Annotated in this window: 17 protein-coding genes and 15 tRNA genes; 28 read left to right on the forward strand and 4 right to left on the reverse strand. The window is 35.3% G+C overall.

Translation table 11 applies throughout. From position 1 onward, the window contains the following. Nucleotides 1-262: 262 nt before the first annotated feature. From BUE84_RS03325 to BUE84_RS24990, 25 genes are all read left to right on the forward strand, one after another. Nucleotides 263-391: a penicillin-binding protein gene (locus tag BUE84_RS03325; protein ID WP_167595381.1), complete on the forward strand. Its 129-nt coding sequence runs from the start codon at nucleotides 263-265 to the stop codon at nucleotides 389-391. Between the two features lie 575 nt (nucleotides 392-966). Further along, nucleotides 967-1034 (forward strand) — tRNA-His (locus BUE84_RS03335). 8 nt (nucleotides 1035-1042) lie between these two features. Beyond that, nucleotides 1043-1116, forward strand: a tRNA-Arg gene (locus tag BUE84_RS03340). Between the two features lie 68 nt (nucleotides 1117-1184). Beyond that, a tRNA-Lys gene (locus tag BUE84_RS03345) sits at nucleotides 1185-1258 on the forward strand. A gap of 7 nt (nucleotides 1259-1265) precedes the next feature. Continuing rightward, nucleotides 1266-1339: transfer RNA gene (locus BUE84_RS03350), tRNA-Arg, on the forward strand. 68 nt (nucleotides 1340-1407) lie between these two features. Beyond that, nucleotides 1408-1479, forward strand: a tRNA-Pro gene (locus BUE84_RS24275). Between the two features lie 6 nt (nucleotides 1480-1485). Continuing rightward, nucleotides 1486-1557: transfer RNA gene (locus tag BUE84_RS03355), tRNA-Glu, on the forward strand. 5 nt (nucleotides 1558-1562) lie between these two features. Continuing rightward, nucleotides 1563-1636 (forward strand) — tRNA-Ile (locus BUE84_RS03360). A gap of 4 nt (nucleotides 1637-1640) precedes the next feature. Beyond that, nucleotides 1641-1712, forward strand: a tRNA-Asn gene (locus BUE84_RS03365). Nucleotides 1713-1929: 217 nt separating this feature from the next. Continuing rightward, nucleotides 1930-2011 (forward strand) — tRNA-Cys (locus tag BUE84_RS24280). A 199-nt stretch (nucleotides 2012-2210) separates the two neighbouring features. After that, a tRNA-Tyr gene (locus tag BUE84_RS03370) sits at nucleotides 2211-2297 on the forward strand. 77 nt (nucleotides 2298-2374) lie between these two features. Further along, nucleotides 2375-2446: transfer RNA gene (locus BUE84_RS03375), tRNA-Glu, on the forward strand. Nucleotides 2447-2818: 372 nt separating this feature from the next. After that, nucleotides 2819-2892 (forward strand) — tRNA-Leu (locus BUE84_RS03380). Nucleotides 2893-2983: 91 nt separating this feature from the next. Beyond that, nucleotides 2984-3059, forward strand: a tRNA-Leu gene (locus BUE84_RS03385). A 78-nt stretch (nucleotides 3060-3137) separates the two neighbouring features. Further along, nucleotides 3138-3209, forward strand: a tRNA-Phe gene (locus BUE84_RS03390). Between the two features lie 177 nt (nucleotides 3210-3386). Then, a tRNA-Trp gene (locus tag BUE84_RS03400) sits at nucleotides 3387-3457 on the forward strand. A gap of 126 nt (nucleotides 3458-3583) precedes the next feature. Beyond that, nucleotides 3584-4069 carry a ribonuclease H-like YkuK family protein gene (locus BUE84_RS03405; protein WP_034693776.1) on the forward strand — a complete coding sequence of 162 codons (486 nt, stop codon included), beginning with the start codon at nucleotides 3584-3586 and terminating at the stop codon, nucleotides 4067-4069. A gap of 36 nt (nucleotides 4070-4105) precedes the next feature. Next, nucleotides 4106-4477, forward strand: coding sequence for a cyclic-phosphate processing receiver domain-containing protein (locus BUE84_RS03410; protein WP_079240490.1), 372 nt, complete (start codon nucleotides 4106-4108; stop codon nucleotides 4475-4477). Next, a complete protein-coding gene (locus BUE84_RS03415) occupies nucleotides 4477-5040 on the forward strand; it encodes a DinB family protein (protein ID WP_079240491.1) in 564 nt (187 codons plus the stop codon). Before BUE84_RS03410 ends, BUE84_RS03415 begins: the two co-directional genes overlap by 1 nt. Nucleotides 5041-5046: 6 nt before the next feature. Further along, nucleotides 5047-6063 carry an RNA ligase, Rnl2 family gene (locus BUE84_RS03420; RefSeq protein ID WP_079240492.1) on the forward strand — a complete coding sequence of 339 codons (1017 nt, stop codon included), beginning with the start codon at nucleotides 5047-5049 and terminating at the stop codon, nucleotides 6061-6063. 199 nt (nucleotides 6064-6262) lie between these two features. Beyond that, nucleotides 6263-7207, forward strand: a complete 945-nt coding sequence (locus BUE84_RS03425) for a peptidase (protein ID WP_079243843.1) — start codon at nucleotides 6263-6265, stop codon at nucleotides 7205-7207. A 22-nt stretch (nucleotides 7208-7229) separates the two neighbouring features. Further along, nucleotides 7230-7793 (forward strand): metallophosphoesterase family protein, encoded by a 564-nt coding sequence (locus tag BUE84_RS03430; RefSeq protein ID WP_079240493.1) that lies wholly within the window; start codon nucleotides 7230-7232, stop codon nucleotides 7791-7793. Between the two features lie 87 nt (nucleotides 7794-7880). Next, nucleotides 7881-8423: a 3'-5' exonuclease gene (locus tag BUE84_RS03435; protein ID WP_079240494.1), complete on the forward strand. Its 543-nt coding sequence runs from the start codon at nucleotides 7881-7883 to the stop codon at nucleotides 8421-8423. Nucleotides 8424-8529: 106 nt separating this feature from the next. Further along, on the forward strand, nucleotides 8530-8850 hold the full coding sequence (locus BUE84_RS24985) for a 3'-5' exonuclease (protein ID WP_317047288.1): 321 nt from the start codon (nucleotides 8530-8532) through the stop codon (nucleotides 8848-8850). Beyond that, nucleotides 8823-9080 (forward strand): exonuclease domain-containing protein, encoded by a 258-nt coding sequence (locus BUE84_RS24990; protein ID WP_317047289.1) that lies wholly within the window; start codon nucleotides 8823-8825, stop codon nucleotides 9078-9080. Before BUE84_RS24985 ends, BUE84_RS24990 begins: the two co-directional genes overlap by 28 nt. Nucleotides 9081-9146: 66 nt before the next feature. Here the strand turns inward: BUE84_RS24990 and BUE84_RS03445 are convergent, their stop codons facing one another. The 3 genes from BUE84_RS03445 to BUE84_RS03455 are packed head-to-tail and all read right to left on the reverse strand — an operon-like array spanning nucleotide 9147 to nucleotide 10805. Further along, the gene (locus BUE84_RS03445) at nucleotides 9147-10028 is read right to left on the reverse strand and encodes an alpha/beta fold hydrolase (RefSeq protein ID WP_079240495.1); all 882 of its coding nucleotides are present in this window, start codon (nucleotides 10026-10028) and stop codon (nucleotides 9147-9149) included. A gap of 5 nt (nucleotides 10029-10033) precedes the next feature. Continuing rightward, nucleotides 10034-10372, reverse strand: coding sequence for a GIY-YIG nuclease family protein (locus tag BUE84_RS03450; RefSeq protein WP_079240496.1), 339 nt, complete (start codon nucleotides 10370-10372; stop codon nucleotides 10034-10036). A 7-nt stretch (nucleotides 10373-10379) separates the two neighbouring features. After that, a complete protein-coding gene (locus tag BUE84_RS03455; RefSeq protein ID WP_079240497.1) occupies nucleotides 10380-10805 on the reverse strand; it encodes a MarR family winged helix-turn-helix transcriptional regulator in 426 nt (141 codons plus the stop codon). Between the two features lie 804 nt (nucleotides 10806-11609). Between BUE84_RS03455 and BUE84_RS03460 the strand changes: the two genes are divergently transcribed. Genes BUE84_RS03460 through BUE84_RS03470 form a run of 3 tightly spaced genes read left to right on the forward strand, consistent with a single transcriptional unit; the run spans nucleotide 11610 to nucleotide 15977 of the window. After that, nucleotides 11610-11927 (forward strand): hypothetical protein, encoded by a 318-nt coding sequence (locus BUE84_RS03460; protein WP_145953203.1) that lies wholly within the window; start codon nucleotides 11610-11612, stop codon nucleotides 11925-11927. Between the two features lie 6 nt (nucleotides 11928-11933). Continuing rightward, nucleotides 11934-14630: a DUF6493 family protein gene (locus BUE84_RS03465; protein ID WP_079240499.1), complete on the forward strand. Its 2697-nt coding sequence runs from the start codon at nucleotides 11934-11936 to the stop codon at nucleotides 14628-14630. A gap of 3 nt (nucleotides 14631-14633) precedes the next feature. Continuing rightward, nucleotides 14634-15977, forward strand: a complete 1344-nt coding sequence (locus tag BUE84_RS03470; protein ID WP_079240500.1) for an SWIM zinc finger family protein — start codon at nucleotides 14634-14636, stop codon at nucleotides 15975-15977. 82 nt (nucleotides 15978-16059) lie between these two features. Here the strand turns inward: BUE84_RS03470 and BUE84_RS03475 are convergent, their stop codons facing one another. After that, entirely contained in the window at nucleotides 16060-16512 is a 453-nt protein-coding gene (locus BUE84_RS03475) for a VOC family protein (RefSeq protein WP_079240501.1), read from the reverse strand. Nucleotides 16513-16669: the final 157 nt, after the last annotated feature.

A 16669-nucleotide genomic window follows, 5' to 3' on the forward strand; every position in this document is an offset into this window, starting at 1 on the left:
CGCAAAGGTTTTATAAGTTTTATCTATAATTTTTTTAAGTCGCAAAAAAAATCAAAGATTTTCAACAAGGTTAGCTTATTAATTAATTGCATTATTTAGCAATATTAATTAGCAGTATTAAATTTTATCGGAGATAAAATCCTCGCGCCTTAAAGCACAATTTTTTGATATTATTTTGCGCCTTTGCGTATATAAAACCTTCCAGAAATTGTAAATATTATAAAAATGATACCAAAAAGATTTATCTTTGCACCAGAAAATTATGACAATACAAAGAGCACATATCAATGCAGAACTATTCAAAAGTCCTTCTAATAAAGGATTATTTGGACGTGATGAGGTGATATGGAATGAGGCGAAATGTGCTGACTTTGGAAATTATTTACTATAAACTTGTAAAAAATTAATCAAAATACAACAGAAACGCCTCGGAAAACCGAGGCGTTTTTTGTTTTTTAGGTCAGAAATTATTTAGAATGAAAAAAAATAACCGTAAACATGAAAATTTTTTAATAAACAATGAAACTTTAATACGATAAAATAGAGTGATAAGCAACCCGGTGAGAGACAGTCATTTAGGTAATTAAGATATCCGCAAAATATTGCGGACAGAAATTCTCTATTCTAAAATTCAAACTTAATTAATTGATTGTCAATAATTTAATTTGAAAATTTATTTGCGGATTCCAAAAATTCATATTTACTTTGCAACCGAAAATTGAAAGCAACAGGTTTTCAGGATTCAGTTAAAAATAATTTAGAAACAAACAAAAATAAAATGAAACAGTTACACAGCATATTCAATCAATATTCAAGACTATTCGGACAGGAACCGACAGGTGTTGTGTGTATTCTTGATCGTGGAATTGTGGATAAAAGGTGCTTATATACGTGGGTCAGCTAATGATCTCTTACGTTTAAATATATGAAGCGCCTCCCTAAAAGAGGCGCTTTTTTTATGGTTTCTTTAGCTTATTTGGTAAAGCGCCGGTCTGTGGAACCGGAGAACAGGGTTCGATCCCCGGAGATACCCAAAGTAGAAAATCTCATGGCTCAATTGGATAGAGCGTCGGTTTACGACACCGAAGGTTGAAGGTTCGAGTCCTTCTGAGATTACAAAGAATGTGAATTTTAAAATTAGCAAGCCAAGCAAATTGATTATTGATGATTCACAAAACCAAAACAATCTCATAGCTCAAATGGTTAGAGCACCGGTCTTTTAAACCGGGGGTTGAAAGTTCAAATCTTTCTGGGATTACAAAAACGGTTCCGTAGCTCAACTGGATAGAGCATGGGTTTTCTAAACCCAGGGTTAGAGGTTCGAATCCTCTCGGAATCACAAAAAGGTTCATGGAAACTTTCCCATCCGGCTGTCTCCCGGAAAAGAAACGGAAGTGAACCCCAAAGCTGGAAAGATAACGGTGGTTGTTTACCCGTCTTGGACGCGGGAGGTCGCAAGTTCGAGTCTTGCTTTCCAGACAATTTGTTCCATTAGCATAGTGGTAAGTGCATTCGGCTTTCTACCGAACGACAAGGGTTCGATCCCCTTATGGAATGCAAATGATTTCGTAGCTCAAGTGGTTAGAGTGTCGGTCTGATACACCGAAGGTTGAAGGTTCGAGTCCTTCCGGAATTACAATGATTTTGTAGCTCAATGGCAGAGCACCGGTCTGTTAAACCGGAAGTTGAAAGTTCGAGTCTTTCCAGAATCGCAGGTAACTAATTGTTAATTGTTTCAGGAGAAAAAGTAAAAGTTTGTCGAGAGCAGAAGATCTTTACGCCAAACACGAAAAATAGAGACAGGCTTTTCTTCTCTCCGGATTCATTAAAAGTAGGAATATCATTTATAAATTTTTAGGTAAAATAAAGTTTGTCAAGCGCAGAAGTTCTTATATCAAACAAATGAAGACAGACTTTATTTTTTAATCTGATGGTTCGCCGAAGTGGAAGAGTCGGGGCGGTCTGCAAAACCGTTGTGTAAACTGAGTGGGTTTGAATCCCATAACCATCTCAAAAAAGGGAAAATAATAGAAAGGGAAATACACAAATGAAATATTATTACTCTTATGAAATATCCTTTATTAATAAAAGAAAAAGGCTGTCGAGCGCAGAAGATCTTTAATCAAACATTCAATAAAGACAGACCTTTTCTTTTTAAAAGGAAAAATGAGGAATTACTTATTAATCATTATTAATTGCTCATAAAATACGGAAGTACGCCGAAGTTGGAGAGTCGGGGCAGACTGTAAATCTGTTGCTTCATTGCTGAGTAGGTTCGAATCCTACTACTTCCACCAGCCGCTGATAATGTAATGGCAGCATGCAGGAAATGTACTCTTGTTGTTTAGGTTCGATTCCTGGTCAGTGGCTTAATGCTCTATTCGTCTAACGGTGAGGACGCCTGCCTTTCGAGCAGAAAACAAGGGTTCGATTCCCTTATAGAGTACTGGATGTGAATAGCTGGTCAATATTGAATTGATATTAATACCATGAAAGTTCAGATTTTTTTAAAAAAATTGGCCAGTTACCATTCACACAAAAAATGAAGAAAAGAGAAAAAAGGACTGTCGAGAGCAGAAGATCTTTAGTCAATAAAAACAGACAGCCTTTTATTTTTTTAAACCAAAATACAATTAGGAAACGAGAAAGGTTTGTCAAGCGCAGAAGATCTTTACAAACACTAACAGGCATAGTTTATCAACAGACAGAGCTTTCTCAAACCTAGACACAATATGATGAGTAATAAGCAATGAGCAATAAGTAATAACCATAGATTTTCATATTACTAATTACCCATTACCCATTACTAATAAATTACGCCTCTCTATTCCAATTGGCAGAGAAAACGGCTTTAAACCCCGTAAAGTCCCAGTTCGAATCTGGGGAGAGGTACAAAACATGAGCAATAAGCAATGAGCAATAAGTAATAACTATAGGTTTTTATATTACTTATTACCAATTACTCATTACTCATGAAAAACCTGCGGGAATGGTGGAATGGCAGACACTCTTGATTTAGGATCAAGCTTTTGGGGGTTCGAATCCCTCTTCCTGTACCAAAAATAAGCAATAAATAATGAGCAATGCGTAATAATGCCAGTCATAGATTTTCATATTACTCATTACTTATAAAATCCGGAAGAGTGGTGTAGAAGGTCTGCACGTTAGTCTGAAAAACTAAAGTACAGGTTCAATTCCTGTCTGTTCCGCAAAAACATGAATGATAAGTAATAAGCAATGAGCAATCATTGATACCTGACTGATTTTTGATATTACTTATTACCAATTACTCATTATTCATAAAATTGATTCATAGTGTAATAGGCAGCACACAAGATTTTGATTCTTGGAGTTTAGGTTCGAGTCCTAATGAATTAACAGTATTTACTCTGATAGTATAATGGCAGCATCTCAGTCTCCAAAACTGATGGTATCGGTTCGAGTCCGGTTCGGAGTGCTAAAAATGAATGGTCAATAGTGAATTTTGCTTTGCAAATGAATCTTTAAAAATTGACGGTAAAACGAATTGACGATTCACAATTCACAAATTAATTTAAAACAAAATTTAAAACATGTAGAAAAAATGGAAACGCAACAACAAACATGGCAGAATATGAATGGAAAAATTTTCCAACACTCTATCACGCAGCTGGTAGAAGAAGCCATCCTCCGCGAACAGGCCAACGGACATCGTCTGAAAGTATGTGTGGGATCAGACTCTCATGTATACGGAGATGCCATCAACTATGCTACAGCAGTAGTATTTATTCGTGAGGGAAAAGGAGCGTTTACCTTTATCAGAAAAGAAAGAGAAATACAGAGTATCAGTATCAAAGAGCGAATGCTGAATGAGGTCAACAAATCCGTAGAAATTGCATACGCGATCTGCTCTGTGTTGGATGCTTATGGTGTGGAAATGGAGGTACACGCAGACATTAATACCGATCCGGATTTTAAATCCAACGTAGCATTAAAAGATGCCATGGGATATATTCTCGGAATGGGATATGTGTTTAAAGCAAAACCTTTTGCCTTCGCAAGTTCCAATTGTGCTGATATGATGGTGTAATAAAGCTGGAAGCTTAAGAACTATAAAAATTAACTCATGGAAAAAACAAAAAGATTATTATTTCTGGATGATATAAGATACCCGATTGAGGCTTATCATTATACAAAACAGGACATTTTCCTCAGAAGCGACTGGCATATTGTTCGGAATTACGAGCAGTTTGTCAACAGAATTCTGGAAAAAGGCCTTCCGGAAATGATCTCTTTTGACCATGATCTTGCGGACGAGCACTATTTGAAACAGAATTCTCAGGAATTTGTTGAAAAAACAGGAAACGACTGTGCCAAATGGCTGATAGAATATTGCATGGACAATTATCTGGACCTTCCAGAATTCTATTGTCACTCCATGAATCCGGTAGGAAAGGAAAATATCTTAAACCTGCTGCAAAACTTTAAAAAATTGTAATGAACATTTTTAGATTTATCGAAGATATAAAAAGCCATTTGAAACTCACATTTGACGAAGTGGATGGATGGTTTGAAAAAGATAAAAAAATGTTGAATCATCAGCCTTCTAATGGAGGCTGGACGGTTCAGCAGATTTTAGAGCACATTTATCTTACAAATTTTTACCTGCTGATCCTTATCGAAAAAGGTTTCAAAAAAGCAATGAAGAATTCTTTAGATCTTGATATTGAATCTGAAATAAAAAATTACAGTTTCAACAAAGAAAATTTTGACAAAGTAGGAGAATATGGTGCTTTTAAATGGATAAGACCAGAACATATGGAGCCGAAAGGAGAATTGAGTTTGAATGAAATCCGAAACTTAATTAACCAGCAATATCTTCAATGTTTAAACTATCTTGAAGTAATGAAAAATGGGGAAGGACTCTTGTATAAAACGACAATGACAGTGAATGACCTGGGGAAAATTAATGTATATGAATATATTTATTTTCTGGCACTCCATGCCCAAAGACATAGTACCCAGATGGAAAAAAACGAATCAGAAACGATTAAAAACTAAAACAAAATGATTTTCAAAACATATAACGCTATAGAAAATGCTTACCAGGCCCGCGTGATCGAACAGATCAGGATGCAGGGTTTTGGGGATGAGGTTTTCATTGTACAGGAAAAAGTTCACGGAGCTAATTTCTCTTTCTTTACCGACGGAAAGGAAATTAAAATCGCTAAGAGAACTGCTTTCATCGAAAAAGATGAGAAATTTTTCAATGCCCATCAGATGTTGGAACGCTACAGAAAAAATGTAATAGAAGTGTTTCAAAAAGTAAAAACCATTCATCCGGATGTAGAAACTGTAGTGATCTACGGTGAATTGTTCGGTGGCGGTTACAAACATAAAGAAGTAGTACCCGTAAAAGATGCTGTAAAAGTACAGAAAGGTATTGAATATGCACCTTACAACGAATTTTACGCTTTCGATATTAAACTGAATGGTATTACCTATTTAGATACAGAAGTTGTCAATCAGATTTTTGAAGAAACAGGATTTTTCTATGCAAAAATTTTGTTTCAGGGAAGTCTTGAAGAAGCTTTGAAATTCCCTAATGTTTTCAATTCAAAAATTCCCGCTTGGCTTGGATTACCCGAATTGGAAGACAATAGGTGTGAAGGAACCATCGTAAAAACTTTGAAAACCAGATACTTTGGAAACGGAGCCAGAATTATTCTTAAAAATAAGAATGAAAAATGGGTAGAAAAGTCCAAAATGGTTAAAAAAGAGGGTAAAACTGTTCAGAAACAGATTCACTTCAGCGAAAAAGCTCAGGAAATCTGGGAGGAAATCCAAAAATATGCTACAGCCAACAGATTGAATAATGTGGTGAGCAAAATCGGCGAATTCGAACCTAAAATGATAGGTAAGGTAATTGGTCTTTTTTCACAGGATATTTTAGAGGATTTCCAGAAAGACTTCCCGGCAGCTTTTGCAACTATTGAAAAAGAAGAGCAGAAAAGGATCAACAAAAAGTTGAATTCTTTAGTCATTGATTTTATAAAAAAAGAGTTGATGACTCTTAAAGTATAGTTTCGGTAAATTTTTACCGAAACTTTTTTATGTATAAACTAAACCATAGAGGCAACATAAGTCTTAGAAATTTGATTTTCATTATGCAGTAAGTTTGTCATTCCGTTAGGAATTTCAATTGTTAAAAGTGAAAATATATTTTAAGATTCATTCAAAATGGCAAATGTTATAAAGATTTATGGTTCAAAAAAAGAAAACTATGTTACAAGCAGAAATAAAAAGTCTTTTAAAAGAAGACATCAGTATATTAATCAAAATTCCTAATTCCGGAAAGCATTATTTGTGCGATTGTGGGGAAGCGAGTTTATTGACTGTGAAAGAAGTTCAGTCCATATCCGCAATATTCATCAGTCATACGCATATAGATCACTTTTCAAATTTCGACGGAATTTTCAGACATCAGATCGGAAGTGGTGAAAAAGTAGTGATTTGCGGACCGAAAAATATCCATCTACAAGTTGAAGCAAGATTAAAATCTTACACTTGGAATCTGATTGATGAAAAGGCAATTGCCTACGAAATCCGTGAGATTGTTTCAAAAGATGAAGTTAATGTTTACACCCTTCGTCCGCCACAATGGGATATGGAATTGATCAACACCCAGAATTTCCTGTTTGAAGACGAATATGTCAACGTTGACTTTGCTATTCTGGATCACAAAACAGATTCTATTGCTTATTTGTTTAAAGAAAAAGACACGGTAAGCTTCAGTGAAAATGCTTCAGATTTCAAAAAAGGAAAGTGGATTGGTGAGCTGAAGACTGCATTTGAAAATAATGATACAGAGAAAGAGATTGAAATCGAAGGGAATGTTTACAAAGCAACAGAATTGTTCCACTTATTAACCCTTAATGAAGGTTACAAACTTGGTGTCATCATGGACCATGCAGTAGCCGAAAACAATTATGACAAAATAAAAGCGGTTTTTGCAGGAACGGATTTGGTATATATCGAAACATTCTACAAGGACTCTGATCAGGAATTTGCAAAGATCAACTATCATAGTTTTGCTTCAGCATCAGGAAAAATCATGAATGAATGTCAGGTGAAAGAAGCCATTCCGATTCACTTTTCGAGAAGATATACAGAAAGTGATCAGGAAGAAATTGAAACTGCTTTTTATAAAGCATTTCGTAAAAATTAATTAAAAACAAACAATTAAAAAAATGAAACCCAATATATTTTTTACAGCAGATCATCATTTTGGTCACGAGAATATTATAAAGTTTTCAGAGAGACCTTTTGAATCACTGGACCATATGAATGAAGAACTCATAACAAGATGGAACGAGAAAGTTGCTACCGGTGATACCGTCTACCATTTAGGAGATATGAGTTTAGGAAAACCTGATTTTACAAAAGAAATTTTAGATCGGTTAAATGGTAATATTCATCTGATCAAAGGCAATCATGAAGGAGCGGCTTTAACCTATCCCAAGCGGTTTGCTTCCATCAGAGATTACCACGAACTGAGAATTGATGAACCGGAGGAAAGTAATGGTAAACAGAAAATCATTCTTTTCCATTACGCCATGCGTACCTGGAATGGCTCACATCGCGGAGTCTGGCAGTTATACGGCCATTCACACGGAACCTTGCCGGATGATGAAATGGCACTCAGCTTTGATGTAGGGGTAGATTGCCACAATTTTTATCCGGTTTCCTATGAGGAAGTCAAAGAAATAATGAAGAGGAAAAAATGGACGCCTCCATTTGCTCCCAGAAATTAACAATTAATGATGAAAATGAAGCTTGAGGATATGAGAAGTATAAACCTAACTAACTTCTAACCTCTAGCTTCTAATTTCTAAAAAATCATGAAAACAGCCAATGAGATGATAATCATCGATCTGGAAGCTACATGTTGGGAAAACGACAGAATTCCCAATGGACAACAGGTCGATATTATAGAAATAGGAATTTGCAAATTAAACTTAACATCAAAAGCAATTTCCCAAAAACAAAGCATTTATGTAATTCCAGAACGGTCAGAAATCAACAGATTCTGTACACAATTGACCGGAATTACCCCGCAACTGATAGAAGAAAAAGGAATCTATTTCGAAGAAGCCTGTGAAATAATCAGGGAGCAATATCATTCAGAACTGCTTATCTGGGCAGGATATGGAAACTTCGACGGTGAGCAGATCATAGAACAATGTGATTGGCTCGGGATAGCCAATCCTTTTTCAGAAAACTATATGAATGTGATGCATGAATTTAAAAGGCATTTCAGACTGCATAAACAAATAGGACTTAAAAGAGCTCTGAACTATCTGAATATGGATTTTGAAGGTACCCATCACAGCGGAGCAGACGATGCTTATAATACAGCCAGAATTTTAAGTAAGATTCTGTAAATAGTAATCAGGCCGGAAGACTGAAACTAAAGGCGGGAGGTAAAGTAGATACTATGGAAAACTTCCGTATCCGTCTTCTATCCTTTAACAATTAAATTTTTAACAAGTGAAAATAACAGAAAATATATTAATAGTAGACCTTGAAGCAACGTGCTGGGAAAACCGGCCGCCAAGAGGTCAGGAAAGTGAGATCATCGAAATCGGAGTATGCATTATGAATGCAAAAACCGGTAAGATCTCTAAAAATGAAGGGATTTTAATAAAACCCCAACATTCAAAAGTAAGCCCGTTCTGTACGGAACTGACCACGCTTACCCAAAATATGCTGGATCATGAAGGCATTATGCTGGATGATGCTTTCGATATCCTGAGAGCAGAATATGATTCCGAAGAATTGACATGGGCGAGTTACGAAATTATGATCTGAATATGCTTCAAAACCAGGCAAGAAGATTCTACACAGATTATCCGATGAGTGATGACCACATCAATGTAAAAACATTATTCGGTGAAATTCACCCTACTATCAGGAAAAGTGTCGGAATGAACAGGGCTTTGGGTGAATTGGGGATGACTTTAGAAGGTACCCACCACAGAGGAGTAGATGACGCCAAAAACATTGCAAAGATTCTGCATTGGTGTCTGAAGAATTATTAAATCATCTGAAATAAAGCAGATATTTAAAAAATGAAGACTGTCTCAAATGATGAGGCAGTCTTTTTATTATGCTATATCAGATATCCTGTTACAAATAAAGTTGTGAAGCTCCACCGGAATAGAATGTCCCATTCCTTCAATAAGAAGCCATTCAGCACCGGGAATAGAATCCGCAATATCTTTTCCGCAATCAGAATGAAAGATCAGATCGTCTGTTCCATGAATAATCAAAGTCGGAGCTGATATTTTTTCCAATATCTCAGCATTATACTGATAAGAACCCATCGCTAAAAGCTGACGGATAATTCCATTTTTTGTTTTTGAACGGGTAAGTTCTTTTTCAAGCAAAGCCATTTCTTGATTCGAATCAAAAATATATCCCGAACCCGATATTTTCTTTGCAAAACGGATCTTTTCCCTCAAATACTCTTCTTTCTGAAGAACAGGATCAGCAGATACCTGTGTCATCATAGCCATCATTTCAGAATCAGGCTTAGGAAGAGACGGATTCATAGAGGTGGACATGATGATCGTTAATGATAAAACTCTTTCAGGATAATAGGAGCCTAAAAGCTGTGCAATAATTCCTCCCATGGAACGTCCCACAATATGCGCTTTTTCAATCTTTAAATAATCCAGTAAACCAATAACATCATTTGCCATATCCATCAATGAATAAGGTATACCTTCCTTACTCAATGCAGCAAAGATTTCGTCAATCCCTTTACCAGACGGAAGTTCCCTTTGTATATCGAAAACAGAACTGCCTGAATCTCTATTATCAAAACGGATTACTCTGAAACCTTTTTTTACCAAAAGATCACAGAATTCACGATCCCAGCGGATCATCTGACTTCCTAATCCTGAGATCAGGACTATATTTTTGGAATTTCCTTCACCAAAAATTTCGTAACATAAGTCTACATCTTTTATAGAAGTTATTTTCATAGAGTTTAATAGAATTCTGCTTTACTTTCTGATCTTACTTTTTGTTCAGCTTTCTGTATCTCCTGACGATAATTGATATATTCATTATTCTGGTCAGGTACAATTGTAGCAAACTCAAATGTAAAAGATTCACTTCCGAGCTCAGTCCATTCCTTTTGTAATTGATAATTGGTAAACAATCTGCCATTTAAAAGAAATTTCATCTTGTTCACCAATGCTTCCAGATGTAAAGAAGCCTGAACATATTTTTTCCCGTTTAAAGTATTGGTAACAGCAAGTACTCCCATTGTTGTGGTATAGTCTTTTGCCTTTTCTCTTAGCTGTTTCTTTAATGCATTTTTCATATTTTCATTATTGTATATTTCCTCCTAAATCAAATAAAAGCTCATTGACTATGCGTAGAGATTTACCTTTTTTGGATGAAAGAATTTCTTTAGTAATATTTTCGGCGCTTAGCTTAGCTTCTTCAAATATTTTTTTACCGTTAGAAGTGATGACCACATAACTTACGCGGGCATCTCTTTCATTGGTTTCTCTGGATACCAGTCCGATTTTTTCCAATGGATTCAATAAGCGGGTGACTCCTGATGCTGTAAGTCCTATTTTTTCGGCAAGATCTATTCTTCTCATTTTGCTCTCAGAGGAAGAATAGAGCACATAAAGAATAACAAAGTCATTGAGTCCCAGACCATGAACGCTCAGAGAATCAAATTTTCTGGCAATTACAGACTGTAATTTATTAATGTTTATTAAAAATAATAATTCTGTGCTTATCATTGATATGTATTTGAGTTGTTAAGTATTTTATTTTGCAAATATATAAAATTTAGAGAATTACAATCCTGTTTTTATTATTTTAAAAAAAATTAACGTATTGATAAGCTAACCTGATTTGTTATATGGTATCTCAAATTCTGGAATTAAGACACCAAATGTTGTGTAAATATCATGATATAGTGCTTTTAATCACTTTTTTATTAATATATCTTTAAACAGGGAATTGTTTTTATATGACCAAAGGCTTTGATAGCTATTGTTTTAATTAACTTAATATTTGTTAAAAAAATCACTTTTATGGGATAATTTACTGTCTGTCAGTCATTTTTTTTTATTTTAGCCGATAAGAATGAGTTTATGCTTATTGATAAAGATTTTCAGGTGAAAAATTTAAACTGTTGACGTATTGTAAAACAGGAAACGAGTACAAATAACAGAATTCTGATATGACAAGACGCCTGTTGACATTGTCATATCAGAATTCTTTGATCGTTACATTCCTGATAATACTTCTTTTTTAAATACTTCATTCAATTTTATCAAGGTGTTTATGATAATAATCTGATGAGAATTTTACATATGGTATCCTGTTTTTCAGACTCTGCTTTTACAGGAAAAAAATAGTAAAACTTATTAAGTATTGTATATCAGTGTTTTATTTAAATATATATTATATTTCCGAATGTTTAGATGAAACAGAATTCGCTTCTCGGAAGAGGCTTTGTTTATTCCTGTTTTTGGGGCTGTTTAATACTGTTAAATGCTCTGTGGTACGGCTTTTGAAGCCTTATAAACAGGATGTTTTTGAATAATTTTAAAGAAATGAAGTGGGGAACAATAATTGGTAAAAAGTTAAGTTTTGAATGGAATCAGATAAAAGGATTTATCAACAAAATTCCAAAACTTATCAATCTGATTATCAGTTATAATGTTGCTTCCGGAAAACTGCTGATACCCATTCTTTCAACAGTTGAAAAGACAGTTTTGAATGCTGAAAAGTTCTTTGGGCTTTATCATAAACTGTTAAAATCAAATCAGTCTGGGATGAAAAAAATTTTGTCAGACAACCTAAAGAATGGAAAAAAAATGAATAACCTGAAACAAATTTATACATCAAATTAAAGCACCATGAAAGAAAGACTTTATGAGATCCTTAATGAGGAAAAAATACATGAGATTATTCCCTTTCTAAAAGAGCTTAGTATTGAAGAAAGGAAAACACTGGTACCGTCTATAAAGAAAATGGACCGTGAGATCAGTAAAATTGTAATGACTAAAAACTCCTACCATACGGCAGGATCTGTGAATCAGCATTCCATTATAGATATTGCTTCATTTGTCTGCATGGACAAAAAGAATTTCGGTAAAAATTACTGGAGTCTTTTCCGCAATGTAGAACAAACTGATCAGATACTGGAATGGGGCTGCCCCGATTGGTTTTCAGACTTTATCAATGAATCAGTAGAAGCTGAATTTACAGCATTTAATTATAAGGATATTTTAGGATGGACAGAGAAAGGCTATGTACAACCTAAACCGGAATTACTGGGACATCATCTGAGTAATTATCCGGCAGATCTTGACCGCCATCCTGAAACACTCAATACTCATTTTTGGTATTTGTGCGAATTTCCTTCCAAATCTTTACCTTTCCGTAAAGAATGGTTTCCTATTGTTCAAAAGCTTATTACGGATAAAAAAATTGAAAGAAAAAGATTTCTGAAAGAGTGTCTTCTGGCTGCCAACAGGAATTTTAATAAAAATGTCACGGGTTGGTTTATGGATGCGTTTACCTCATTAAAACCCACGGAAGAAGAATTATCTGATTTACAGGATGAACTCCTAGCAGGGCTTGTTTCTTCACAGTCAAAAGCCGTAAATACATTATTATCACACTTGAAAAAAATTGTGGGAACTTCAGAATTTAAGAATGAAGAATTTTCACATTATCTTCCGAATCTACTAAGCTCTGAGGTAAAAACAGTAGTGATTTCCAGTCTGGGACTTACTGAAAAAATATTCCAGAGAAAGAAAATGGATCCGGATATGCTTGGAATGGCTTTAAGTACAGCATTTGTCAGTAAAGATGATGGAATACAATCAAAAGCAGCCAAGATCATCCTTAAATACATTCCGGCTTCAGAAAATATGATAGAGGCACTTTCCCATTATTCAGATAATATACTGACCAATGTGCGCCCTCTTTTGGTAAAATATATTGAAGGAAAACAACCAGAGCTTGAGGCGATAGCTTCGGAAAAAAGAGTATTGACCTCAGACGAAAATGCAGTACAGGTACTTCAGAACTTTGAAGATCTCATGTTCTATCTGCCTTTAGCAATGGACGATCCGTATAGCTATCATTGTGATATTGCTTTGACAGCGTTTATCAAATTTGCCGGAGACGTGGATGCAGAATCTGTAAAACTGGTGGAACCTGTATTTTTGAAGGCTTGTAAAACCATTGCGAAATGGGAAGTTCCTTATCTGAATGTTTTACTGTGCAATGCAATCATCAATTATGGTTTGGCTTTGATGGAGCAATATCCTGTTCAGCTAAAGAATCTGGAAAAAATATATCAGAAAACCAAAGAAGAGGAAGCTGCTAGAGAGTCTTACTCCAATTATCAGAAAAAACTAGGTCCGATAGAAGATGTTGGGGCAGATTGCCCAGCAAGACAGGCTTTTAAAGATATTGCTATCTATGCAGTTGAAAAAATAAAATCCGGTGACAAACTTCCTTTGTTGTTTCCTATCACCCATGCACCTTGTTGGATTTCTCCTGTTACTTTGGTTGAAAGGCTTGAGAGCTATCAGAACAGCAATACAGAGCCCCATCATCTGGATATTCAGCTTGCTCTGCAACGTTGTGCTTTAGATGATACTTTAAAAGCTATTGCCGAAGCAGAGAAAAGATTAAAAGGTGAATATAAAGAATTACTGCTTTTCTTCTTTGGAAAAAATGAAAACCCGGAAGGTAATTTTATACATCCTTCATGGTGGATGACAGCGGGAATTACCCGTTCACCGGAAACTGTTTTTGAGGAATTTAAAAATTTCGGATATGATAATATTCCCACAGAATTCTTTTCAGGAGCTTACCAATGGAAAACCATTGACAATAAGAAAAACTCATACTATCCGGTAGAACTGAACATTACGATTCCAAAATATCATCTTGAAAAAAGAAAAGAACCTTTGTTCATGGAATATTTTGTTGCTGAGCAGAAAGAGCTTAATGAAATTCCTGCACTGATGCTTTGCTTCCCCAATACACCTGCAAACGCGCTGGCGAAGGTAATTAAATATTGCCTTTTCTATTCAGGAATTGCAGAAGTTTTTGAAAGAAGTCTTGTTCTGAATACTGCCAATACATTATATCAGATCAAAAAACCTCTCGATGAAATTGGGTATCTGTTTCTGGGGACTATTTTTCTGGACAGTGATAAGGCCATTCGTGGAACAGCTGCTGAAATTTGGCTTGAACATGTTTCTTGCCAGATGATGGATAATGCATGGTTGGGAAGAGTAATTGGTTTACACGAAAAATTGGAGTGGGCACCAGTGAAGAGATTGACCGATCTTATGCAGCACCACATGCTTAATATAAGTAAAAATCATAATGCGGCTCTTGAAGAATTGATTTTCAATATTTTACTTCAAATGGAAGAACCTGTTACCAATCTGAAAAGAATTCTGGAAATTTACCATGAAGTATTGGCATTGAACCATTCCTCAGTACACCAGGAAGTCGTTGAAAAATTAAACAGCTGGAAAGAAAACTCGAGTCTTAAAAAAATATGTAATCTTCTTCTGAAAAAATAAAACATGGAAGATATGCTTATTTATAGCTATTCAGGAGTATCCTCTTTAGCCAGGAGAGGTGCACTTGAAGAGTTATTTCTTGCTAAATACTGTGAGATTGACAAAAATACCAATGTTCCCTGTTTTTTCTGGGGAAATGTAGGACAACCCTTTATTTTAGCCCGATGTCTGATTACACTTTCTAACATTGTAAAATCCAGTTTTAACCTGTCACCTTTTCAGATGGTATTTCTTAAAGATCCCATAGTAACGGCAGGAAATGAAAGACTAAGGTTTGAAGGTTTTTCTCATTGTGCAGGAGTGTATGCAAGAGTAGATGTGCTACCTGAGGGATTGGATGGAGAGTTTCTTGAAAACGGTACAACGAATGTGGATTTCAATCAGCCTATGATAACGGCTTTGGGAAGCATCTGTCCGAATGAAAAAATTATGCTTTCTGTAGGACAAAAAGAAGTTGGGTTATACAAGGAGGGAAGTAAGGTCATAGAAAGAAAAGTACCATTGCCTGCTAAATGGATCAAAGGACTGGGAACTGTTCAGGTGTACTTATCAGAGTCAGAAAAGCGTCATACCTTCAATAAAATCCAGACACAGCAATTGTTTAAAGGAATGCCTAAAGGAGTGGTGAAGCCAGATTATTATTTAATTGTGAGAGGAAATAAACCTATTTTTTCTCCGGTAAAATCTGCAGATTCTGTTTGTATAGGAGGACTTCACAGACTACGTCTAATAGAACCTCTTCTTCCTTATATTGATGGTATGCTGGTTTTCGCACATGCTAATATGAAGTCTACCACATGGCAACTCAATATGGGAAATATCCGGTTTAGTTTTTCTTTATCGAGAGAATGCTGGAGAGGTTTTCCAGGTGAAGGTGCGGTGTTGGATAGTCTGATCTCAGATGTTCCTGATGAATGGATTGATGCGTTGGATAAATATGCCTTTGCCAATCAGACTTTTAATCCTGGCAGATTTGCTTTGGAAGAGAATATCAGTTTTGACAAAGTTGAAAATATTACTGGCAGACTCGCTGCAATGGGATTACTGGGTTACGATCTTAATGACAGAGAATTTTTTTATCGTAGACTTCCCTTTAAATTAAGCCGTATTATCGGACTCAATCCCCGCTTAAAAAATGCAGAAAAACTGATAGAAGACGGAAAAGTTGAGATTTTAAATAATAATAAAGAAAGGACAGAAGCCAGAGTAAAAGGAACTGGTGTGCATCATACAGTAATTATTCAAGAAGAAAAAGTACGTTGTACCTGCGAGTGGTTCAGTAAGTATCAAGGGGAGAGAGGTCCTTGTAAACATGTGTTGGCAGTAAAAAAACTAATCAATGTTTAAATACTGCTGATGCTCATCTTATCATTTTGTTGACCAGCACAAAACCGCAACATCTTGCGCGACTGTGTTGTATTAACTTTTATTAATTGTCAGTCCACTTCATCCATTCTTCATAGCTAAGTACTCCCAATTCGGGTTTGCCTTCACCCTCCAGAATAGAAATAAATTCAAGCTGGTTTCCATCTGGATCATTAAAATAAATAGCCAATGCAGGCATCCATGCAAATACCATAGGCTCTACAGTTCCGTTTTTCAGAAAATTGTAAGGTTTTAAATCTTTTTTTTCAAGAAACTCCACAGAATAATTCAAAATATCCTCCTTACTGCTGGAAAAAGCAAAATGTCTGGTCTGAAGATTCTCCTTCTGCTCCCACAGCCCCAGCATAAAATCTTTTCCTTCTCCTGCCCATAAAAAAGCAATAGGTCTGGTTTCATCTCTATGAGCGAGCTTCAACCCTAATATATCTGTGTAAAATTGTATTGCATTTTCCAGATTGCTCACCTGAATATGAGTCTCATATATTCCTTTAATCATAGCTTAATTTTAATAAAAACAAAGCTAGAAAACTCTCATCTGAAAATGCTCTATACGCGATTTCTTTAATAAAAATGAATGATAGAAGGATTTTATAATTAGGAATTAGGAATTAGGAATTAGGAATTAGGAATTAGATTGTCATTAAATATCAATA

This window comes from Chryseobacterium indologenes (assembly GCF_002025665.1).
GTDB classification, from domain to species: domain Bacteria; phylum Bacteroidota; class Bacteroidia; order Flavobacteriales; family Weeksellaceae; genus Chryseobacterium; species Chryseobacterium metallicongregator.